General features: G+C 64.8%; 19 protein-coding genes and 1 riboswitch. Of the genes, 14 read left to right on the plus strand and 5 right to left on the minus strand.

Annotated elements, in window-relative coordinates; all coding sequences use genetic code 11:
• Nucleotides 1–57 precede the first annotated feature (57 nt).
• Nucleotides 58–939, plus strand: coding sequence for a phosphoserine phosphatase SerB (gene serB / locus ABT24_RS03535; protein WP_276731590.1), 882 nt, complete (start codon nucleotides 58–60; stop codon nucleotides 937–939).
• A gap of 29 nt (nucleotides 940–968) precedes the next feature.
• Here the strand turns inward: serB and ABT24_RS03540 are convergent, their stop codons facing one another.
• Both ABT24_RS03540 and ABT24_RS03545 read right to left on the minus strand, forming a co-directional pair.
• Nucleotides 969–1,550: a glycine zipper 2TM domain-containing protein gene (locus ABT24_RS03540; protein WP_276731592.1), complete on the minus strand. Its 582-nt coding sequence runs from the start codon at nucleotides 1,548–1,550 to the stop codon at nucleotides 969–971.
• A gap of 67 nt (nucleotides 1,551–1,617) precedes the next feature.
• Complete coding sequence (locus ABT24_RS03545; protein WP_276731595.1) at nucleotides 1,618–2,787, minus strand: cystathionine beta-lyase; 1,170 nt, start codon at nucleotides 2,785–2,787, stop codon at nucleotides 1,618–1,620.
• 379 nt (nucleotides 2,788–3,166) lie between these two features.
• On the opposite strand from ABT24_RS03545, the gene ABT24_RS03550 reads away from it, so the two are divergent.
• From ABT24_RS03550 to ABT24_RS03565, 4 genes are all read left to right on the plus strand, one after another.
• Nucleotides 3,167–4,504 (plus strand): hemolysin family protein, encoded by a 1,338-nt coding sequence (locus ABT24_RS03550; protein WP_013106074.1) that lies wholly within the window; start codon nucleotides 3,167–3,169, stop codon nucleotides 4,502–4,504.
• Between the two features lie 61 nt (nucleotides 4,505–4,565).
• On the plus strand, nucleotides 4,566–5,465 hold the full coding sequence (locus ABT24_RS03555) for an AEC family transporter (protein ID WP_276731598.1): 900 nt from the start codon (nucleotides 4,566–4,568) through the stop codon (nucleotides 5,463–5,465).
• Between the two features lie 101 nt (nucleotides 5,466–5,566).
• A complete protein-coding gene (locus ABT24_RS03560; RefSeq protein WP_050985938.1) occupies nucleotides 5,567–6,082 on the plus strand; it encodes a SixA phosphatase family protein in 516 nt (171 codons plus the stop codon).
• 193 nt (nucleotides 6,083–6,275) lie between these two features.
• Nucleotides 6,276–7,073, plus strand: a complete 798-nt coding sequence (locus tag ABT24_RS03565; RefSeq protein WP_276731602.1) for a GNAT family N-acetyltransferase — start codon at nucleotides 6,276–6,278, stop codon at nucleotides 7,071–7,073.
• A gap of 8 nt (nucleotides 7,074–7,081) precedes the next feature.
• Here ABT24_RS03565 and fumC read toward each other — a convergent pair whose 3' ends face one another.
• A complete protein-coding gene (gene fumC, locus ABT24_RS03570) occupies nucleotides 7,082–8,515 on the minus strand; it encodes a class II fumarate hydratase (protein ID WP_276731607.1) in 1,434 nt (477 codons plus the stop codon).
• Between the two features lie 178 nt (nucleotides 8,516–8,693).
• Nucleotides 8,694–8,763: riboswitch (Fluoride riboswitch) on the plus strand.
• 41 nt (nucleotides 8,764–8,804) lie between these two features.
• Here fumC and ABT24_RS03575 point away from each other — a divergent pair.
• From ABT24_RS03575 to ABT24_RS03615, 9 genes are all read left to right on the plus strand, one after another.
• Nucleotides 8,805–9,749, plus strand: coding sequence for a respiratory chain complex I subunit 1 family protein (locus ABT24_RS03575; protein ID WP_276731611.1), 945 nt, complete (start codon nucleotides 8,805–8,807; stop codon nucleotides 9,747–9,749).
• 10 nt (nucleotides 9,750–9,759) lie between these two features.
• Nucleotides 9,760–10,440, plus strand: a complete 681-nt coding sequence (locus tag ABT24_RS03580) for a hydrogenase (protein WP_276731614.1) — start codon at nucleotides 9,760–9,762, stop codon at nucleotides 10,438–10,440.
• Nucleotides 10,441–10,444: 4 nt separating this feature from the next.
• Complete coding sequence (locus tag ABT24_RS03585) at nucleotides 10,445–11,902, plus strand: proton-conducting transporter transmembrane domain-containing protein (RefSeq protein WP_276731617.1); 1,458 nt, start codon at nucleotides 10,445–10,447, stop codon at nucleotides 11,900–11,902.
• A gap of 1 nt (nucleotide 11,903) precedes the next feature.
• Nucleotides 11,904–13,502, plus strand: coding sequence for a hydrogenase large subunit (locus ABT24_RS03590; protein WP_276731621.1), 1,599 nt, complete (start codon nucleotides 11,904–11,906; stop codon nucleotides 13,500–13,502).
• A 16-nt stretch (nucleotides 13,503–13,518) separates the two neighbouring features.
• Nucleotides 13,519–14,340: an NADH-quinone oxidoreductase subunit B family protein gene (locus tag ABT24_RS03595; protein WP_276731626.1), complete on the plus strand. Its 822-nt coding sequence runs from the start codon at nucleotides 13,519–13,521 to the stop codon at nucleotides 14,338–14,340.
• Nucleotides 14,327–16,330: a proton-conducting transporter transmembrane domain-containing protein gene (locus ABT24_RS03600; protein WP_276731629.1), complete on the plus strand. Its 2,004-nt coding sequence runs from the start codon at nucleotides 14,327–14,329 to the stop codon at nucleotides 16,328–16,330. Before ABT24_RS03595 ends, ABT24_RS03600 begins: the two co-directional genes overlap by 14 nt.
• Nucleotides 16,331–16,388: 58 nt before the next feature.
• Nucleotides 16,389–16,787 carry a fluoride efflux transporter CrcB gene (crcB, locus tag ABT24_RS03605; RefSeq protein ID WP_286737347.1) on the plus strand — a complete coding sequence of 133 codons (399 nt, stop codon included), beginning with the start codon at nucleotides 16,389–16,391 and terminating at the stop codon, nucleotides 16,785–16,787.
• Nucleotides 16,784–17,110 (plus strand): DUF190 domain-containing protein, encoded by a 327-nt coding sequence (locus ABT24_RS03610; RefSeq protein WP_013123323.1) that lies wholly within the window; start codon nucleotides 16,784–16,786, stop codon nucleotides 17,108–17,110. The genes crcB and ABT24_RS03610 overlap by 4 nt, the downstream gene beginning before the upstream one ends.
• Nucleotides 17,111–17,181: 71 nt before the next feature.
• Nucleotides 17,182–17,604, plus strand: coding sequence for a hypothetical protein (locus tag ABT24_RS03615; protein ID WP_276731634.1), 423 nt, complete (start codon nucleotides 17,182–17,184; stop codon nucleotides 17,602–17,604).
• Nucleotides 17,605–17,612: 8 nt separating this feature from the next.
• Here ABT24_RS03615 and ABT24_RS03620 read toward each other — a convergent pair whose 3' ends face one another.
• Both ABT24_RS03620 and ABT24_RS03625 read right to left on the minus strand, forming a co-directional pair.
• Nucleotides 17,613–19,127 (minus strand): MutS-related protein, encoded by a 1,515-nt coding sequence (locus ABT24_RS03620; protein ID WP_276731637.1) that lies wholly within the window; start codon nucleotides 19,125–19,127, stop codon nucleotides 17,613–17,615.
• The gene (locus ABT24_RS03625) at nucleotides 19,124–20,740 is read right to left on the minus strand and encodes a MutS-related protein (protein ID WP_276731640.1); all 1,617 of its coding nucleotides are present in this window, start codon (nucleotides 20,738–20,740) and stop codon (nucleotides 19,124–19,126) included. Before ABT24_RS03625 ends, ABT24_RS03620 begins: the two co-directional genes overlap by 4 nt.
• Nucleotides 20,741–20,743 lie beyond the last annotated feature (3 nt).

Consider the following 20,743-nt stretch of genomic DNA (forward strand, 5'->3'; position numbering starts at 1 on the left):
CGTAAAGTCCGACGCAAACCTCCCCACAGCCCCATCGCATCCGCACACGCACACACCATGTACCACCTCGTCATTCAGCGCCACACCGCCCCGCTCTCGCAAGACAACCTCGACCATCTCTGCCACATCGCCGCGCCGATCAGTCTGGAAAAATTTGCCGACGACCACGGCCCCAACCGCGGCCATAACGGCGCGCGCCTGCGCGACATCCGCAGCGCCGGCCCCGGCATGCGCCGCGCACTCGATGCCTATTGCCGCGAGCACCATATCGACTGGGCCATCGTGCCCGCCGGGCTGCATCTGGGCGACTTCAAGCTGCTGGCCATGGACATGGACTCCACGCTGATCAACATCGAGACCGTCGATGAAATCGGCGCCGCCGTCGGCAAGAAAGACGAGATCGCCGCCATCACCGCCGCCGCCATGCGCGGCGAGATCGCCGACTACGCCACCAGCCTGCGCCAGCGCGTGGCCCTGCTCACTGGCGTGCCGCTTGCCTCACTCGACACCCTCTACACCGACACCCTGCGCCTGAACCCCGGCGCCGAAACCCTGCTGTCCGCAGCCCTGGCGGCCGGACTGAAAACCCAGCTCGTCACCGGCGGCTTCACCTACTTCACCGACCGGCTCAAACAGCGCCTAGGCTTCGACCGCGTGGCCGCCAATGTGCTGGGCGTGAAGGGCGAGGCGCTCGACGGTACGCTCAAAGGCGACATCATCGACGGCGAAGCCAAGAAAAAGGCCGTGCTCGCCTTCTGCGACGACCTGGGCTGCGATCCCGGCGAAGTGCTGGTGATTGGCGACGGCGCCAACGACCTGCCCATGATGAATGCGGTGGGCTTCAGCGTGGCTTACCACGCCAAACCCAAGGTACGCGAAGCCGCCACCGCCGCTATCGACCATGGCGGCCTCGACAGTCTGCTGCACTGGTTTGAATAAACGGGCCTCAAAGCCGCATTACGGCAGCATCATGGCAGGGTGATTGCCGGATACTGCGACCCCGCCATCGCCCCCACGGCCGCACCCAGCGCTGCCGCCGCCGTCTTGCCATTGCCGTGGCCGAAGCGTGATCCCACCAGCCCACCGACCACCCCGCCGATCACCGTACCCGGCGTGATCTGCGTGGCATAGGGATTGGCCGCATTGGCCCCCACCACCGCGCCCAGCGCCGCGCCCGTGGCCGCCATGGCCGTGCGGCCGTTGCCCGCACCGAAGCGCGAACCGATCAGCCCGCCCGCCACCGCCCCCAGCGCTGCGCCCGGCAAAGCCGATTGCGCCACCGGCGCGGGTGCGTAGCCCGGCTGCGCCGCGTAGGCAGGCTGCTGCACATAGGCCGGTTGCTGCGCATACTCGGGCGGCGCCGACGCATAAGCCCCGGCATACCCCGGCTGGGCATAAGGCGCATAACCCGGCTGCTGATAAACAGGTTGCTGATCGCTCGGCTGCTGCGCAGGCGCATACGCCGTGGAATAGGACGGCGGCACGACAGCGCAACCACCCAGTAGTGACAACAACACTGCGCCGCTCATCAACAGACTTGGCCGAAACATGATGGGTTCCCCGTAAAGTTAGGTTATGCAGCCTCAACGGAGTTTGGGCGCTGTTGGGTGACAATGTTCAGAACATTTGTTGCATCGCCTGCCGCAAGTCGTCGATCAGGTCTTGCGGGTCTTCGAGGCCGATGGCCAGGCGCACCAGGCCGCCTTGGTGCAGCCAGCGTCCCGCCGGGCGCATGGCCTGCACGTCGTAGGGCACGGCCAGGCTCACCGGGCCGCCCCAGGAATAGCCGATCTTGAAGAGTTGCAAGGCGTCGACGAAGGCATCGACCTGAGCGGCGGTGTAGCGCGCATCGAACACCACGCTGAACAACCCGGCGGCGGCGGTGCAGTCGCGCTGCCAGTGCGCGTGGCCGGGGCTGCCGGGCAGCGCCGGGTGGAGCACCTGCGCCACCTGGGGCTGGTCTTGCATCCACAACGCGATGCGCCGCGCGCTGGCGTCGTGGGCGGCGTAGCGCAGCGGCAGGGTATGCAGGCCGCGCAGCACGCGGGCGACGTCGTCTGCGCCCACGCCCAAGCCGAGCCGCATGTGGGTGAGCAGCAGGCGTTCGTGCAGGGCATCGTCGCGGGTGTTCACGCTGCCCATGAGCAGGTCGGCGCCGCCGCTTTGGTATTTGGTAAGGGCTTGCATGACCACGTCCACGCCGAGTTCGAAAGGCTGCAGGGCGATGCCGGCAGCCCAGGTGGCGTCGATGGCGGTGTGGAGGCCGTGCTGCCGTGCCACGGCGATGAGTCCGCGCAGATCGGGCATTTCCATGGTCACCGAACCGGGCGCTTCCAGCCAGAGAAGCCGGGTTTGCGGCGTGATCAGCTTGGCGAGTTCTTCAGGGGTGCAAGTGGCTTCGTAGAGTTGGTGCTGAATGCCCCAGGCCCCGAGAAAGCGCTCGGCCAGTTCGCGGCTCGGGCCGTACACATTGCCCGGCAACAGCACCGTGTCGCCTTGCTTCAACAAAGCGAGATCGACCAAGGCGATGGCCGAAAGACCCGAGGGGCAGAGCACGCAGTGGCGCCCGCCATCGAGCGCGGCCAGACGCTCTTCCAGGATGAACGTCGTGGGGGTGCCGTGCAGCCCGTAGGTATAGCCGGCCTTGCTGCGCCAGTCGCGCGCGCGCATCGTCGCCACATCCGGGAAGATCACGGTGGAGGCATGGTGCACGCCGGGCTCCACCGCACCAAAACCGGCTGGAGGTTGATACGGGTGATGTTGCAAACGGGTGGACAAATGTTGCATTTCGGAGGGCGACTGGGGTTTTTGGTCTAATTGGGGCTCTTGTTGACTCGACATGGAATGGGCTCCGCGATGTTTGGATCTTGTTTTGCGGGTTTGCGTAGGCGATAAGCCCGCTGCGCAAACCAACGTGAAGCATAGGCCGAATGCCAGCCCGCTCCGACACCCACTCCTTGGATCCTGACCCTGCGTCTTTGTTACCCGGCCCTTTGTTCCCTAAGCTCTGTGCCGGGTTTGCAACCACCGCCCAGCGCTCTGCGCAGCCCTTGCGCACCCGCCGCCCCGCCTGCCCGATCTCGCCCCGTGCCTCTTTGCATCTTCGCTGGGCCGCAGCACAGGCGACTGCTTTTTTCCGTGTTTCGTCCGCTCTGGAGCGCCCGTCATGGAAGTGCTGATTCTGTTCGGTCTGATTCTGCTCAATGGTCTGTTCGCCATGTCGGAGATCGCGCTGGTCACGGCGCGCCGGGCTCGCCTGACCGCGCTGGCGGAGGCCGGCAATGAAAACGCCCGCACCGCGCTGCATCTGTCCGAGCAGCCCACGAGGCTGCTGTCCACGGTGCAGATCGGCATCACCTCCATCAGTGTGCTCAACGGTATTTTGGGCGAGGCGGCGTTTTCCGAGCCGGTGGCCAACTGGCTGATCTCGCTGGGTCTGCTGCCCAAGTTTGCCGGGGTGTCGGCCACGGCCATCGTGGTGCTGATCATCACCTTCGCCTCCATCGTCATTGGCGAGCTGGTGCCCAAGCGGCTGGGGCAACTCGCGCCCGAGCGCATCGCCATGGTGATGGCGCGGCCCATGACCTGGATCGCCCGCGGCGCGGCGCCCTTCGTCAAGCTGCTGTCCATTTCCACCGACCTGCTGCTGACCTTGCTGCGCGTGCGCCACAACACCATGCCGCAGATGACCGAGGCCGAGATCAACGAGGTGCTCGAAGAAGGCTCTGACGCCGGGGTGATCGAGGAGCAGGAGCACGAGATGGTGCGCAATGTGTTCCGCCTCGACGACCGGCAGATCGCCTCGCTGATGACGCCGCGCAACGAGATCGAATATCTCGACGTCGATCAGCCGCTGAGCGAAAACCTGAACAAAATCGCGCAGTCGACGCATTCGCGCTTTCCGCTGGTCAAACGCGGGCTGGAGGAAGTGGTCGGCATCGTCTCGACCAAGGATTTGCTGGGCCGTTTCATCCGCCGCGAGGGTATCGACGATCTGAGCAAGGCCGCCGTACCCGCGACCTTCGTGCCCGAAAGCCTGACCGGGCTGGAGCTGCTGCAGACCTTCCGCCAGAGTCCCGAGCACACCGCCGTGGTGATCGACGAATACGGCCAGACCATGGGCATCGTGACCGTGCAGGACTTGATGGAGGCCATTGCAGGCGAGTTCAAGTCGCATCCGTCCGAAGAACCGTGGGCGATACAGCGCGAAGACGGCTCTTGGCTGATGGACGGCCTCATCACCGTGGAAGACCTCAAGACCCGCCTGGGCCTGGCCCGTCTGCCCGACGAGGAAAAGCAGCGCTACAACACCCTATCGGGCATGCTCATGCTACTGCTCGCACGGCTGCCGGCCACAGGCGACATCGTGCAGTGGGGCGACTGGACTTTCGAGATCGTCGATATGGACGGCAAGCGCATCGACAAGGTGCTGGTGCAGCGCCGCCCCACCGAAGCCGCAGACGAATTCTCCGACCCCGGCGAAGGACGCGACTCGCGGCTTTGAAAATCGGTACGGCTCCCGCCGTCGTGGGCTGCCGCACCTGTGCTGCCTCTGACCCCACCCCATGCTGCACGACGCCCTGCTCCTGCTGCCGGACTTCATCCTGATCGTGCTGGGGCTGCTGCTCGTGCGCTTCACCGCGCTCAACCGCAACGTGTGGGACGGGGTGGAACGGCTGGTGTATTTTGTGCTGTTTCCGGCGCTGCTGTTTTCCACCACCAGCCGCGGCCATGCCAGTCTGGGCGACACGCGGGACTTCGTCATCGCGGGAGCGGCCATGCTGCTCATCGGCATCGGCCTGTCGTATCTGGCCTTCTGGTCGCGCAAGGCCGACCGACGTTGCGTGGCCAGCGGCGTGCAGACCGCCTTTCGCTTCAATTCCTACATTGCCCTGGCCGTCGCCGATCGGGTGGGCGGCCCGCCCGCGGTGTCTTTGGTCGCGGTGCTCATCGCCGTAGGGGTGCCGCTGTGCAATGTCGCGGCGGTGTGGGCGCTGGCGCGTCATGCGCAAAGCAATGTCTGGCGCGAACTGTTGCGCAACCCCCTGCTCATCGCCACCGTGGCCGGGCTGACGGTGCACAGCCTCGGCCTGTCGCTGCCCGAGCCCATCGTGCCCGCGCTGGATCGGCTCGGCCATGCCTCCATCGCACTAGGGCTGATGACCGTGGGCGCCGGTCTGCAATGGCGAGGCTTGCACCGGGAATTGCCGGTGGGCCTGTGGTTTTTGAGCATCCGGCACCTGCTGCTGCCCCTGTCTGCGATCGCGCTGGCTTGGGCGTTTGCACTGCCGCCGCTGCAGGCCTTGGTGCTGGTGCTGTTCGCCGCCATGCCCACCGCGTCGAGCGCCTACGTGCTGGCGGCCCGCATGGGCGGTGACGGCCCCTACGTGGCCGGCCTGGTCAGCCTGTCCACCGTACTCGGCGCCTTCTCCATTCCGGTCTTTCTCGCCGTGATGCAGCATTGATTTATTTCCGATTTTGAGCCTTGTGATGTAACGCATACTGAGTGTTTCAGTGTGGTTTACAGTGAGATGACATTTTTGCCATGTATCCTTCAAGGATTGAAATGACACTCACTTCCCTGTCTAACATGCCGAATTTCCACGTTATTTTCTGGAGACACGCCGAGGCCGAAGACGCCGCGGGCTCAGCGCAGGGCGACGAGGTCGATCTGCGCCGCAACCTCACCAAGCAAGGCCGACGCGACGCGGCCCAGGTCGCCGGCTGGATCAAATCGCAGTTGCCCAAACCCTGGACGGTGATTTCCAGCCCCGCCCAGCGAGCGCGCCAGACTGCGCAGCATCTCAACGACTATCCGGTGATCGACCCGCGCCTGCGCCCGGAATCGTCGATGGAGGAACTGCTCTCGGTGGTGTCCGAATTTCCGCGCGAAGGCGGTGCGCTGGTGCTTGTGGGCCATCAACCCATCCTCGGCCGCGCCGGGCTTTACTGGATCACCGGCTGCGACCAGCAGTTCTCATTGCGCAAAAGCGGCCTGCTCTGGGCGGTGGAACGCAGCCGCGAAGTCGGCATCCAGCGCAGTCTGCGCGCCTGCGTCAGCCCGGATTTGCTGGGCGATTGAGGCCCTGCTCACAACTCGTCAGCTTGCTTGCACTGTCACACCAAATTCACGAGACCTTCACTGAACTGTCACGGCGCGTTCTTATCTTTCACTCAAGAAAACGCAGGGCCACCCCAAGTTTTCTTGACCCCCACGGGGGGCGGGCTGGGCCTAGCCCTGCCCTGGGGCTCCTATCCGATATGGAGGAAAGACCATGTTCGACGACGAACACGCGCGTCCGCTGGACAGGCGCACTGAGCACAACGCGGCGGGCCTGAACGCCGCAGCCGGACAAGCCTCGCAGAGTCTCAGCGTTGCCTGGGCGCGTCATGGCGATGAAGTGCGCGAGGCGCAGCGCCTGCGCTACAAGGTGTTCGTCGAAGAAATGGGCGCGCAGATCAAAACGCCCGAGCCCGGCCTCGACATCGATCTGTTCGACGCCTACTGCGACCACCTGCTGGTACGCGACGGCGACGGACGCCTGATCGGCACCTACCGCGCCCTGCCCCCGCATCAGGCCAAGCGCGTGGGTACGCTCTACACCGAAACCGAATTCGATCTCACCCGCCTATATCACCTCAAGCCCCGCCTGCTTGAAATCGGTCGCTCCTGCGTGCACCGCGACTATCGCAGCGGCGCCGTCATCATGGCGCTTTGGGGCGGCATCGCCAACTATATGCAACGCCACGGGCTCGATGCGCTGATCGGCTGCGCCAGCATGTCGATGCGTTGCGGCGGACATACCGCCGCCAGCCTCTGGGCGCAACTGCAGAAAAGCCATCTGGCCGCGATCGAAGACCGGGTGCACCCGCGTCTCGCCCTGCCGGTGCAGCACCTGCGGCAAGACCTCGCAGTAGAGCCGCCACCGCTGCTCAAGGGTTATCTGCGTGTCGGCGCCAAAGTGTGCGGCGCGCCCGCTTGGGACCCGGACTTCGGCGTGGCCGATTTCGCCTTACTGCTGCGTCTGAGCCAGGTCAACCGGCGCTACGCGCGGCATTTCCTCGGCGAGTAAGCGCCGCGTCAACTGGTTCTCACCATGTCCTGCGGCCGCACCCAGCGGTCGTAGTCTTCCGCACTCACAAGCCCCGAGGCCAGCGCTGCTTCGCGCAGGGTGCTGCCGCTGTGGTGGGCCGACTTGGCAATGGCCGCCGCCTGGTCGTAGCCGATGTGCGGCGCCAGCGCGGTAACAAGCATCAGCGAACGCTGCATCAACTCGGTGATGCGCGCCCGGTCGGCCTCGATGCCGCGCGCCAGATGATGATCGAAGCTGTTCATCGCATCGGCCAGCAGCCGCAGGCTTTGCAGCACGTTGTGCGCGATCAGCGGCTTGAATACATTGAGCTCGAAGTTGCCGGAAGCCCCGCCGATATTGATCGCCACATCGTTGCCGAACACCTGCGCGCACACCATGGTGAGCGCCTCGCACTGCGTGGGATTGACCTTTCCCGGCATGATGGAACTGCCCGGCTCGTTCTCGGGAATGCGAATCTCGCCCAGGCCGCTGCGCGGACCGGAAGCCAGCCAGCGCACATCATTGGCGATTTTCATCAGCGCCGTCGCGAGCGTTTTGAGCGCGCCGTGCAGGAACACCAGCGCCTCATGCCCGGCGAGCGCGGCGAACTTGTTCTCGGCGCTGGTGAACGGCAGCCCGGTCTGCCGCGCCAACTCGGTGGCCACGCGCACGCCGAACGACGCATGGGTGTTGAGCCCGGTGCCCACCGCGGTGCCACCCACGGCCAGTGCATAGACCGGCCCCAGCGCGGCGTCGATGGCGCGCCTTGCCAGATCGAGTTGGGCGACGTAGCCCGAAAATTCTTGCCCGAGGGTGAGAGGCGTGGCGTCCTGCAAATGGGTGCGGCCGATTTTGACGATGTCGGCGAAAGATTCCGCCTTGGTCTGCAGGGTGGTGCGCAAGGCGATGAGTGCGGGCAGCAGATATTGCACGGTCTGCGCAGCGGCGGCCACATGCATGGCCGTGGGGAAAATGTCATTCGAAGACTGCCCCATATTGACCTGATCGTTGGGATGCACGCTGCGCGCCAAACCGACGCCACCGCCCAGCAGCACCGAGGCGCGGTTGGCCAGCACCTCGTTCATATTCATATTGGTCTGCGTGCCCGAGCCGGTCTGCCAGACCGCCAGCGGAAACTCGTCGGGATAGCGTTCGGCAATGACCTCATCGGCCGCCTCGATAATGGCCTGCGCGGTGCGCAGATCGAGTTTGCCCAACTCGGCATTCACGCCGGCGCAGGCCCGCTTGATCAGCGCCAGGGCGCGGATGAACTCGCGCGGCATCTGCTCGGTGGAAATGGCGAAATGCTGCAGCGAGCGCTGCGTTTGCGCGCCCCACAGATGCGCCTCGGACACTTCGATGGGACCGAACGAGTCGGTCTCGATCCGGTTGCCCTCGCTGGGCTCTATCAACTGCTGGGTAGTGTTGCCGTTACGGTTCATGCGTCGTCTCCCGCGTGTATTTCTAAGTTTGTAGCGCCTGCGGCCCAGCATTGCCAGTGGCGAGGTTGTGACCGCATCATTCAGCCATCTCGCTGGGGTAAAGTTTGGTCGCCATACTTTCGTTTTGAAACGGATGTCAGCTTGACCCTTTTCGGTTTGAACTCCTAGACTGCACAGCAACCATTAAGGCGATGGAGTTCGCCAAAACCGCGTGGGGCTGCCCCCAAGCTAATGACTCCTACCTGCCGCAAGCCATGCAATCGCTTGCGTTTCACGACAGGGAGGAGCTATGCGCGGTGACGTCATCTTGCAGCAAGTGTGCCAGGTACTGGCCATTGTGATGCTCTCGCCTTTGCTGCACGGCTTCATCGTCACGATGGAAGAGAAGGTGCAGCGCGGCCGCGGCCCCAGCCTCTTTCAGCCTTACCGCGATCTGTTCAAGCTGCTGCGCAAAGAGATCGTGGTGCCGCAGACGGCTTCGTGGATTTTCTGGGCCGCGCCCATCGTGGCGTTCTCGGCCATGCTCACGGTGCCCATTCTCATTCCGGTGCTGACCAACTATCCGCTGCCGCTCTCCGATATGAGCGATATTCTCGGCGGCGGGCTCATTCTCACCCTGGGCGGCTTCGCCATCCTGCTCGCCGGGCTGGATAGCGGCCATCCCTACGGCGGACTGGGGTCGAGCCGCGAGGCCATGCTCTCCATCCTGGCCGAGCCCACGCTGATCATGGTGTTCGTCGGCATCACCCTGCTGGCGCAGGCCATGCTGCCCTTCGTGGTCAACCATCTGCTGGTGGCCAGCCCGGCGGTGTTCTGGAGCCCGGCGCATTTGTTCCTGGTTGCGGCCTTTTTCATTTTGCTGACGGTGGAAACCGAGCGCCTGCCCATCCATTCGAGCATCCACTACGAGATCTACATGATCGGCGAGGCGCGCATCCTCGAATATTCCGGCCCGCTGCTGGCGCTGCTGAAGTGGGCCTCGTGGATGAAGCAGGCCATTCTCTACACCATTTTTCTCAACGTGCTGACCATTCCCTGGGGCTTGTCCATCAAAGGCACGGCGCTGGGCATTCTGGGCGCCACCTTTGCGCTGCTGGCCAAATGGGCGGTGGTTGCGCTGATCATGGTGTTCGTCGATACCGCGCAGTCGCGCCTGCGCTTCTACCGCTATCAGGAGCCGCTGGCGCTGTCTTTCCTGATGGCAATTCTCGCTATCGTGGCGCGGCAGGTGTGAGGGCCCAACCATGCTGATCTTCCACCTCGGCGGCGTGCAGGCCTCACTCTTCAGCCTGCTGACCATCATCGCCCTCATCCTGGCGTTTGTCATGCTGGGCTCGCACTGGATCAAGAACCACATCCTGGCGTTCGCCGCAGAGTCGTGGGTGATCGCGGCGCTGTCGGCGGCTATCGGCATCACCGGCCATTACCCCGAGCTGGTGTTCATCGCCGCGCTTACCGCGCTGTTTCGCGGCACGCTGCTGCCCTATCTGCTGGTGCGCATCGTCAACGGGCTGGGGCAGAACCGCGAATTCACCCCGCTGCTGCAACCGGCATCGAGCATCGTGCTGGGCGGCTTTTTGGTGCTGTTTTCCTATGCGCTTGCGCACAAGCTGGGCGTGCGTATGAATCTGGTGGACAACATCGCGGTGCTCGCGCTCACCGCCATGTTCTCGCTCAAGCTCATCGGCTTTCTCATGCTGGTGCTGCGGGCAGAGGCGGTGAGTTCCATCCTCGGGCTGCTGGTGATCGAGAACGGCATCTTTCTAGGCTCGCAGATTCTGGTGCCGGGCATGCCCCTGCTGCTGGAAATGGTGATTCTGTTCGACCTGCTGATCGTCGTCTCGACCTTCGGCATGCTGATCCGCTTCCTGCACAAGGAAATCGGCACCACGAGCAGCCGCGAACTCACAAGGCTGGTGGGGTGAGGCGATGATCTGGAACGTCTTGTATGCCATCTGGATCGTCACCGCGCTGGCGATGGCGGGGAGCTGGGTGTCGCGTCGGAGCCGCGTGGCCGAGGCGCTCAACCTCGCCGCGGCCATCATCGATTTCGTGCTGGTCGTCGTGTTGCTCATCGCCACGCCGAGTCAGCCCATCACCACGCTGAACCATTACCTGCTGCTCGACACCTTCGGCGTGTGGGTGATGTTCTGTCTGGCCATCGTGTATCTGCTGGCCAGCGTGTACGCCATCGGCTATATGCGCTGGATGCACGGCGAGCAGGCGCGGCTGCACCGCTTCTATTCGTTGTTCGCCGCGTTCGCGCTGACCATGTTCTTCGCCCCGGCGCAGAACAATCCGGGTCTGTACTGGATCGCCATCGACCTCACAACAATAGTCAGCGCCTTTCTGGTGGGCTTTCAACGCGCGCCAGAAAGCATCGAGGCGGCGTGGAAGTACATCGTCATCGTCTCCGCCGGGCTGGGTTTGGCGCTGCTGGGCACGGTGCTGTTTTACTGGGCCGGCACCTTCATCCTCGGCCCGGTGTACGACATGACCTGGGCCAATCTCGCCGCCATCGCCCCCAAGGCCGAGCCCTTGCTGCTGATGCTTTCCTTCCTGCTGGTGCTGGTGGGTTTTGGCACCAAGGTGGGCCTGGCCCCCATGCACACCTGGCTGCCGGATGCGCACAGCGAAGGCCCGGCTCCCGTCTCGGCCATGCTCTCGGGCGCGCTGCTCAACTGCGCCATGCTGGGCATCGTGCGCTATCTGCACATTCTGCAAGGCACGTCCATTGAAACGATGGCGCGCACCGCCTTGGTCGTACTGGGCGCCTTCAGCCTGCTGGTGGCGGCGCTGTTCATCAGCCGACAGACCATCATCAAACGGCTGGCGGCGTATTCGAGTGTGGAGCACATGGGAGTGATCGCGCTGGGCTTCGGCTTCGGCGGGCCGCTGGGGGTGATCGGCGCGCTCTATCACATGCTCAACCACTCGCTGACCAAATCGCTGGTGTTCTTCGGCGCGGGCAACATGATGCACGCTTATGAGAGCAAGGACATCGCGAAGATTCGCCGCGTGCTGCGCTTCTTTCCGCGCAGCGGCGCGATCTGGCTGGCCGGGGCGGTGGCCATCACCGGGGCGCCGCCGTTCGGGCTATTTCTTTCAGAGCTGACCATTCTGCGCGGCGGCATGCAGAGCGCCAACCCCTGGGCGGTCTGGCTGATGGCGGTGCTGCTCATCGTCATTTTCATCGGTTTTCTCAACCACTTCCGCGCCATGTTCTTCGGCCCGCGCCCCGACCATGCGCCGCATCTGGAATTGAAATTCGTGCATGTGGTGCCGATGGTGGTGGCGCTGGCCGCCATCCTGCTGCTCGGCCTGTGGTGGCTGCCGCCGATCTGGAATCATTTGGCGAGCATCGCCACGCAACTGGGAGGGGTGTGACATGCGTTTTTGCGACACCACCCGCCTGAGCCCCGCCGAATTGCTGACGGCGGCCGACAGCTTGCTCACCGAACTGGGCGACACGCCCAGCGCCCACGGCCGCATGCAGATGGCCTACGCCTGTAGTTGCGCCGAGGGAGGCATGGAGGTCATTTACGTCAGTAGCGCCCCCACGGCGCCGCAAGCGGTGCCTGCCCCCCAAGGGGGCGAGCAAACCTTGGGGAGGCCCGACGGTTTGCTCAACCAGGGCACGAACCAACCCTACAAGGTCTGGCGCGTGCGGCCGAAAGACCGCACCCTGCCGTCGCTGGCCAGCAAGCTGCCGCTGCTGGGTTGGTACGAACGCGAGATGATGGACTCGTACGGCCTGCGCTTCGAAGGCCACCCCGAGGCAAACCCGCTGGTTTTGCACGAGGGCGAGCCGCGCGATCCGGCGCCCCTGGCATCTGGCTTCGACCCCGCGGCCTCGGCAAGAGACTATTCGCCGCTGCCGCCCATCGTGCCGCAGGTGCAGGGGCCGGACATCCAGCGTCTGCCTTTCGGCCCGGTGCGGGCCGACATTGTGGAGTCGGCGCAGTTTCTGTTTTTCTACATCGGCGAAGGCATCCTGCACTATCACCCGCGGCTGTTCTACAAGCACCGGGCGATGGAAGGGCGCTTTCAGGGCGCCACTCTGGCGTCGGGCTCGGTGCTGGCCGAGCGCGTGAGTGGCATCGACTCGGTGGCGCATGCGCTGGCCTATGCCCAGGCCGTGGAGGGCGCAATGGGCTGGCGGGCTCCGCCGCGCGCACGCTATCTGCGCGTCATCCTGGCCGAGCTGGAGCGTCTGTACAACCATCTGCACTATCTCGGCCATCTGTCCAAGACCACCACGCTCAAGGTCGGCGAGGCCGAAGGCCATCTGCTGGAAGAGCGCCTGAAGCAGATCAACGGCAAACTCACCGGCAGCCGCTTTCTGCGCGGGCTCATCACCCCCGGCGGCCTGCGCCGCGACCTCGACATCTCGGGTCTGGACAAGGCGCTCGACAGCGTCAACGACGAGATCGACCGCTATCTGCAGCGCCTGGAAAACACTCGCAGCCACCTCGACCGGCTGATGACCACGGGCCGCTTGGAGCGCCAGGTGGCCTTCGACCAGGGCGCCTGCGGTCCGATCGAGCGCGCCAGCAACCTGGACCGCGATCTGCGCCGCGATCATCCCTACGCCAACTACGAGAAGGTGCGCTTCTCGGTGCCCGTGCAGCAAGGCGGCGACGCCCACGCGCGCTCACTGGTGCGCATGGAAGAAATCCGCGAATCGCTGGCCATCATTCGTCAGACCATCGGCCGCACCAAGCCGGGCGAGGTGCTGCGCTTCGACGTGATGGAAGAAGCCGATCCGCAGGGCGAAGGGCTGGGCTGGGTGGAGGCCACGCGCGGCGGTCTGCTTTACGCCGTGCACCTCAGCGAAGACCGCACCCGGCTGCAGCGCGTGAAAATCAAAGAGCCGTCGTTCTCGAACTGGCGGGTGTTTCCATTCACTGTGGAGGACAGCAACATGATGGATTACGCCATCAACGAAGCCAGCTTCGGCCTGTCCATCGCGGGCGCTGATCGCTAAAAAGAGGAGCGCCACCATGCCTGTATGGACTTGGTTTGGCCTTCAAAAAGGCCGCGCCACCACCCCCTGGCCCGAGCGCCCCGGCCCCGACGGGCAGGAGGGCGTGCTCGGCCTGCCGCGCTTCGATGCCACGCGCTGCTCCAGCGAGCAAAGCGGGTGCAGCGATTGCGTCGCGGCCTGCCCGGCCTCGGCCATTACGCGCAGCGAAGCGGGCGCGATTCAGCTCGACTACGCCCGCTGCGTCGGCTGCCAGCTCTGCACCGAGGTCTGCCCGGAAGGCGCGTTCAGCGTCAGCCATGACTGGGCGTTTGGCGTGCGCGACAAGGCCGATTTGCTCAACCCCGACCAAGCCGCCCCCACGAACCCCGACGCCGCGAAAGAAGCCGAACTCGCGCAAGCGATGAAGGGTTTCGGCCGCAGCCTGCACATCCGCCATGTGGACGCCGGTTCGTGCAACGGTTGCGAAAGCGAGCTGCAGGCCCTGCTCAACCCCTTCTACAACCTGCATCGCCTGGGCATTTTTTTCACGCCCTCGCCGCGCTTTGCCGACCTGTTGCTGGTCACCGGCCCGGTGACTACCGCCATGCGCGAGCCGCTGCTACGCACCTATGAGGCCATGCCGCAGCCGCGCTGGGTCATGGCCGCTGGCACTTGCGCCACCGGCGGCGGCACCAATGGCGGCGGCTATGCCTGCCACGAGGGGCTGGACGGCATTCTGCCGGTGGACGTGTGGCTGCCCGGCTGCCCGCCCAATCCGGCGGCGCTGATCGAAGCCCTGCTTTTGCTGCTGCGGCGCAGCCCGCAGCGGGTGCACGGAGGCGTTTATGAATCTGCCTGATTCCGTCTCGTTGACCGCTTTCGGCCTCGCCGCGCTGGCCTGGTTGCTGGCGCTGCTCGCCGATCTGCTCATCGGCACCGCCCTGCCCCGTCTGCTGCTGGCTGCGGGCTGCGCGTTGGCGGCGCTGGGCGCACTGTGGGGTCTGCCCGAAGGCGGCGCCAGCCAGACCTTGCTGCTGCTGGGCAACTCGCCAGTGGCGTTTCAGCCCGATGCCGCCGCACTGTGGCTGATGCTGCCCGCGCTGCTGCCCGCCTTCTTTGCCAGCCTGCTTGGCGGCACGGGGCACGCCCGCGGCTGGGCAGCCGGTGCGGCGCTGTCGCTGCTGGGCGCGCTCGGCGTGTATGGCTTGCAGGACGGCGCGAGCTTTCTCATCGCTTGGGAAGTGATGGGCTTCGGCGGCGCGCTCATGCTGCTGGCCGACCATCGCAGCGTGCAGGCCGGGCGCGACAATCTGTTCATGCTCGCGCTGCTCGAAGTGGGAGGCGTGGCGCTGCTGCTGGCCGTGCTCATGCTGGGCCAAAGCCTGGCCTTCGGCACCTACGCGCTGCAATGGACGCAGTGGGGCGTGGCTTCGGCCTTCTTCCTCGGCCTGCTGTGGCTGGCGGGCTTCGGCGCCAAGCTCGGGCTGCTGCCGTTTTACGAGTGGTACCCAGGCGCCTACGGCAGCGGCAGTGGCTCCAGCGGCGCGCTGATGTCCGGGGTGGTGATGAATGCGGCCTACTTCGCCCTTGGCCGTGCGCTGCTGCAGTGGATGAGCCATCCGCCCTGGCTGGCCGCGTTCGGCGTGGTGGTGCTGGCTGCGGGCACGTTCACCGCCATTCTGGCGATTCTCTATGCCTTCCAGCAGAGCGACTGGCGACGCTTGCTCGCGTTCTCTTCGGCCGAAAACGCCGGGGTCGCGGTCACCGCGCTGGGGGCGGCGCTCATCTTCCGCGCGGGGGGGCAAGACGCCCTCTCGGCCCTTGCCTGGACCGTGGGCATGCTGCACCTCATGGGCCACAGCCTGGCCAAGGGCACGCTGTTTCTCAGCGCCGATGCCACCGCCGCGCTGCAGGGCGACCATCACTTGCGGCAAAGCGCCATCCTGCGTCATGCGCCGCTCACCCTCGGGCTGGGCGCGGTGTTCGGCGCGATGAGTCTGGCGGCCATGCCGCCCACCGCGGGTTTCGTCAGCGAGTGGTATTTGTTCCAGAGCCTGTTCCACGACTTCACCCTCAAGACCGATGGCTCGCGCATCGCCCTGGCGCTGGCTGGCGCCGGCATGGCGCTGACCGCGGCCATTGCGCTGGCGACCATGGTCAAGCTGTTCGGCGTCGGCCTGCTCGGGCAGAACGAGGAACACGCCGCGCAGCACCGCAAACACCAGACCACGCTCACATCGCTGCAACGGGGAGCCGTGCTCATCACCGGGCTGGCCGTGCCCGCGTTCGCGGTGAGTCTGGTGTTCTGGCTGCCGCAGATGGCCGCCTCGGCCTGGCCCGCCGCGCAAGCCCCGCAGCAGATGACGCATCACTGGCTGCTGGTGCCGCTGTCGGCCGGGTTCGCCTTCATCTCCCCGGCCATGCTGGTGATCGTCGTGCCCTTGCTCGCCCTCATTCCGCTGGCCCTGGTATGGGGTCGGCGCCGCTATGCCGTACGCCGTGCGCCGCTGTGGTGCGGCGGCGAGGACTACGCCGCGCACGCCGGGGCGACCACGGCGCTGTCGTTCTCCAACGCGCTGCGGGTGTTCTACAACTTCATCTACCGGCCGCAAAACGCGGTGGCGCGGCAGTTCGAGGGCAAGGCCTATTTCCTGAAAGAATTGCAGTTCGACTATTCGCAGGCGCCGCTGTTCGGCCCGCTGCTGTTCAACCCTGCGGTGCATGCGGTGCAATGGCTGGCGCGCAAATTGCGATTCCTGCAGAACGGGCTGATGAACGCCTATCTGGCCTATATCGGCGTGTTGTTGCTGGTGGTTTTCGGCTTGGTGCTGGTGTGGACGCCGGGCTGAGCCGGTATTTCCCGCTTTTGGGCTGTGTTGATGTCACAGCCGTCTTTTCGTCTTCGCCTTGTTGGATCTATCTATGACTTATGTGTATATCGCCCTCTTCGCCATCATCGGCGCGTTCGCGCGCTACGGCCAGAGCATCGTCGTTCAGGGCGTGCTGGGACGCTCGTTCCCTTTTGCCACGCTATCGATCAACGTGCTCGGTTCGTTTCTGATGGGCTTTTTGTTTTTCGAAACCCTGGAGCGCATCAACGTCAGCCCTGAGTTGCGCACCGGCATTCTCACCGGCGGTCTCGGGGCTTACACGACCTTCTCGACCTTCTCGCTGGAATCGCTCAATCTGATCGAGAACGGCGAGATGGTGAAGGCCGGGTTGTACATCGGCGCCTCGGTCGTGCTGTCGATCGCAGCGGCCATTTTCGGCGCCTTTCTGTCACGCAATATGGGAGTCTCAGCATGAGCGCCAAATCCGTCACCATGGTTCGCGTCTATATCAAAGAGGGCGACAAGGACACCGATCATCACGACCTGATGCGCTCGATCTTCAAGCTGTTGCACGAACAGCATAAAGTCCACGGCGTCACGGTGTTTCGCGGCGTAGCCGGCTTCGGCAGCAAGGGCGAAGTGCATGCCGACGACCTGCTGCGGCTCAACGTCCATCTGCCGCTGGTACTGGAGTTTTTCGATGAGCCGGAAGTGGTCGAGTCGGTATTGCCGCGCATTCAGGAAATGGTGCCGCCGGGCCACATCGTCTATTGGTCGGCGCAGTGCGGCTGTCAATGAGGCACCGAGTTCAGCCGAGAAAATTCAACGTCGTCGACCCGCATATCGCGTTCTGGCCTGGAGCGTTTTTCATGGGCGAGCGCAGCGCTTTTCAGTATTGCACCTGGTGCTTTGCCGAGATTCCGCTCGATGCCCAGGTCTGCCCCGACTGCGGCACCAACCTCGACGATTACGCGCGACACACGCCCTACCCCGACCGCCTGATCCACGCCCTGCATCATCCCCTGAGCGAAACCCGCATGGGCGCCATCATCGCGCTGGGCAAACAGGCCGATCCGCACACCATCGGGGCGCTGGCCGACTGTGCACTGGAGCATGACGGCGATGTGATCGAGGGGCTGGAAATCCTGCATAGCCTGGCCGAGATGCCCGCGGGCGACCCGCTGCTCAAAGCCGCGTTGCAGCGGCTGGCTGAGCAGCATCCGGCGCACGCGGTGCGTACCCGCGAACAGTCCCTGCTTCAAACCCATCGCCAAACAGACAGGGCCGATTGACAGAACGATCAGGATTCATCCGGCCCGAAGACTTCGGCGTAAAGATCGGCGCCGAAGCTGGTCTGTAGCGCCTCACCCGCTTCGAGCCGGAAGCTGCGGCTGCCGTCGTCGCGGCGCTGCGCGCGCAGCATCAGCATCTGATCGGCGTTCTGGCCTTGCAGCCGTCTTGCGGCGTCGAACAGGTGCGTGACCAGCGTCACCTTGATGCCGCGCTGACGCAGCGCATCGACCGCCTGCAGCAGCAGTTCGGAGCCTTCGCGTTCGTTGGTCGAGGCAAACGATTCGTTCGACAGCCAGAGCGCACCGGGGCGAATCTGATCGGCCATCACGCTCATGCGGTCGAGCTCTTCGTCGAGTTTGCCGCCCTGCATGGCAGCATCCTCCTCGCGCTTGTAGTGGCTGAACAGACCGCTGGCCAGCTCGCCGCCATACGATTCGGCCGCGACGAACAGACCGGCCTGCAGCATGATCTGAGCCAGCCCGACGGAGCGCAGAAAGGTGGACTTGCCGCCCTGGTTCGCCCCGGTCACGGCGATCAGGTTCTTGCCGTTTGCATCGAGCGTATTGCCCACTGGGGCGCGTTGCAGGGTGAGTGCCAAAGTGGGGTCGCGCAGCGTCTGCGTGCGCAATTGCAAGGCGCCGATCGGCTTGAACGTGGGGATGCATACCGGCACGTCCAGCGCCGCCAGCCGCTGTTGCAGATTGAGGCAGGCGACATAAAAGCCCAGTTCGGCGCGCAGCAGCTCAAAGAAACTCAGCACATGATCGGTGGCCTGCGCCATGGCGTTGGCCACGTCGTTGATGCCGCGATCCACCAGTTCAGACAGCGCCTGCGCGCCCGCTTCGTCGCGCTCGGCGAGACGGAAGATGTATTGCGGCGGAGCCTGATGCAGCAGCCGCGCCAGCCAGCCGGCACGGCTGCCGTTGCCCGCATGCAGCACATAGCCACTGCCCGCATTGCCCGGGCCAAGGCCCGAGCTGAGCAGCACGCCATGCCGAAATCGCAGCGTCTCCAGATGCTCCTGCACCGTATCGAAATAGTCATCGCTGATGTCGCGTTTGAGGCTTTCGAACAGCGTGCCGAAGGCCTCGGAGCGGAAGCTGCCGCTCAGCGCATCAGCCTGCTGGCGCAGGCGGCGCAGGTATTGCACAAAGGTCTGCAGCAGTTCGACCGCGCCACGCAGGTTGAAACTGGGATAACGCCCGAACAGCCCCAGGCCGAACAGATGCTTCTTGCGGCTGTCGATGGCTTCAACCACCAGGGCGTAGAGCGCCCTCACCTGTTCGGGGTGGTCGAGCGCATCCTGCAATGCCGCTTGCCGGTAGGAGATGACGCGGGCATCTCCCGCGCCGCTGGCGGCCATGAGGGTGCGCGCTACCACGTCGAGCAAAAAAGCGTCACCCTCGGCCATGGCGCCCAGCAGGGTATCGATCTCCAGGTCTTGCGCCAGCTCGGGCCATTGCGGCGGCGGGTCGGCCTTGGGATCGAAGTCACGATCGGGAAACAGCAGATGGGCTTTCATGGGGAAATACGCTCAAGCAGTTGCTGCCGGGTGACGCCGAATTTCTGCGCCAGCGCCAGCGCGTAAGACTTGCCATCGGCGGCGCGCCGCACCACTTTGAAGGTGCGCAAGGTCGGGTCTTGGGCATCGACCGTGCCAACCATGCTCACGGTGTGCGCATCAAAGGTGGAGAGCTCGTCGAGAAAGGTGACGAACACGCAGGCCGCGCCGATAGCCGCGAGCCGCGCCATGACGCGCCGCGCCAGCCAGAGTGCATCATCGAGCGTGGTGGACGAAAAGATCTCGTTCATCAGCACCAGGCTGTGCGGCGTGGCCGCGGCCAGAATGCGGTGCATGCGCACCAGATCATCCTGCAGTTTGCCGCGCTGATTGCTGATGTCTTCGACCCGCTCGAAGTGGGTGAACATCTGGTCGGGCAGCAACAGGCTGGCGCTGCGCGCGGCCACGGTCAAACCCAGCGAGGCGATGTGGTGCAACTGGCCGAAGGTGCGCGCCAGCGTGGTCTTGCCACCGTGGTTGGGGCCGGTGACGACCAGCATGCGCTCGTCGCCCTGCAGCGCCATGTCGTTGCACACCACCGGCTTTTGCGCATCCAGGCATTGCCAGGCCAGCGCCATGTCGTAGGCCTCGCGGGCGTCGATATGCCCCTGTTCGAGGTGGAGGGTGGGAAAACACAGCGGCAGTCCGGCGCGCTCGAGGCGCTGGGTGTAATCGATCCAGGACAGATACCAGGCCAGCTCGCGGTCCAGCCGCACGATGCGCGCGTCGGCAAACCCTTCCTGCGCGCGGCGAAACTGCGCCAGCCGCTCGAACACCTCCGGGTGCAGCAGGGCGACACGGTCGAGTATCTGCCCTTCCACATGGTTCAAGCGGGAAGCCGGGTTGAACTGCACCCGGTAGTCTTTGACCTCGCCCTGGCGAAAGCGCGCGAAGGTATCGGCGATGGTGGCGCTGTAGTCGGGCTCTTGCGGGTCTTGCAGCACGGTGACTGCGGTGCCGTCCACGCGAATGGCGTAGCGCACTTGCGCCAGCACTTGGGTCAAAGCCTGCGCTTCTTTCATGCGCTCGGTGTGCGCAGGCGAGGCCAGCAAGTCGGCCACATGACCCTGCAAGGACTGCAGCGCCTGCGACTGCAACTCTACGCCGGCCAGCGTCTGATGCAGGGCTTGCAGCGCATGGCCGTAAATCAAGGCGGCGTCCACAAACCAGCGCTGCCCCTCGGCGGCGTAATCCGCTTTTTCTGCGCGACGCAGCGAGGCGCGCAACTCTTGCATGCCGCGCTGAAACGCCCGCATGCCCTTGAGCAGCGGCGCCTGTTTCAGGTCGCGTAGCGCGGCCTGACGGTACTGCACCACGCTCAGGTCATGCAAGGGCGTGCCGAACAGCGCCTGCAGCAAAGCCAGCACCTCGGCGCGATACGGCGCTTCGTCATCTCCCTGATTGACCACATAGAGCGACGGCTTTTCGCGCGGGGCAAAGCTGCCGTAAGCCCCCATGAAAATTGCCTCTAAGAACAGGTCGTGGAACACATCGCGCAGATCGGGGCGAGACTGCGCGGCCTCCTGCTCCGGCGAGGGATGGACGATGCTGTGAAACGCCGGTGCACCCGTCATGCC

The organism is Thiomonas sp. SCN 64-16 (assembly GCF_001725585.1).
Taxonomy (GTDB): domain Bacteria; phylum Pseudomonadota; class Gammaproteobacteria; order Burkholderiales; family Burkholderiaceae_C; genus Thiomonas; species Thiomonas arsenitoxydans.

Coding starts and splice junctions, on each gene's coding strand:
- serB (WP_276731590.1), top strand. CDS start 58: ATGTACCACCTCGTCATTCAGCGCCACACCGCCCCGCTCTCGCAAGAC.
- ABT24_RS03540 (WP_276731592.1), bottom strand. CDS start 1,550: ATGTTTCGGCCAAGTCTGTTGATGAGCGGCGCAGTGTTGTTGTCACTA.
- ABT24_RS03545 (WP_276731595.1), bottom strand. CDS start 2,787: ATGCAACATTTGTCCACCCGTTTGCAACATCACCCGTATCAACCTCCA.
- ABT24_RS03550 (WP_013106074.1), top strand. CDS start 3,167: ATGGAAGTGCTGATTCTGTTCGGTCTGATTCTGCTCAATGGTCTGTTC.
- ABT24_RS03555 (WP_276731598.1), top strand. CDS start 4,566: ATGCTGCACGACGCCCTGCTCCTGCTGCCGGACTTCATCCTGATCGTG.
- ABT24_RS03560 (WP_050985938.1), top strand. CDS start 5,567: ATGACACTCACTTCCCTGTCTAACATGCCGAATTTCCACGTTATTTTC.
- ABT24_RS03565 (WP_276731602.1), top strand. CDS start 6,276: ATGTTCGACGACGAACACGCGCGTCCGCTGGACAGGCGCACTGAGCAC.
- fumC (WP_276731607.1), bottom strand. CDS start 8,515: ATGAACCGTAACGGCAACACTACCCAGCAGTTGATAGAGCCCAGCGAG.
- ABT24_RS03575 (WP_276731611.1), top strand. CDS start 8,805: ATGCGCGGTGACGTCATCTTGCAGCAAGTGTGCCAGGTACTGGCCATT.
- ABT24_RS03580 (WP_276731614.1), top strand. CDS start 9,760: ATGCTGATCTTCCACCTCGGCGGCGTGCAGGCCTCACTCTTCAGCCTG.
- ABT24_RS03585 (WP_276731617.1), top strand. CDS start 10,445: ATGATCTGGAACGTCTTGTATGCCATCTGGATCGTCACCGCGCTGGCG.
- ABT24_RS03590 (WP_276731621.1), top strand. CDS start 11,904: ATGCGTTTTTGCGACACCACCCGCCTGAGCCCCGCCGAATTGCTGACG.
- ABT24_RS03595 (WP_276731626.1), top strand. CDS start 13,519: ATGCCTGTATGGACTTGGTTTGGCCTTCAAAAAGGCCGCGCCACCACC.
- ABT24_RS03600 (WP_276731629.1), top strand. CDS start 14,327: ATGAATCTGCCTGATTCCGTCTCGTTGACCGCTTTCGGCCTCGCCGCG.
- ABT24_RS03610 (WP_013123323.1), top strand. CDS start 16,784: ATGAGCGCCAAATCCGTCACCATGGTTCGCGTCTATATCAAAGAGGGC.
- ABT24_RS03615 (WP_276731634.1), top strand. CDS start 17,182: ATGGGCGAGCGCAGCGCTTTTCAGTATTGCACCTGGTGCTTTGCCGAG.
- ABT24_RS03620 (WP_276731637.1), bottom strand. CDS start 19,127: ATGAAAGCCCATCTGCTGTTTCCCGATCGTGACTTCGATCCCAAGGCC.
- ABT24_RS03625 (WP_276731640.1), bottom strand. CDS start 20,740: ATGACGGGTGCACCGGCGTTTCACAGCATCGTCCATCCCTCGCCGGAG.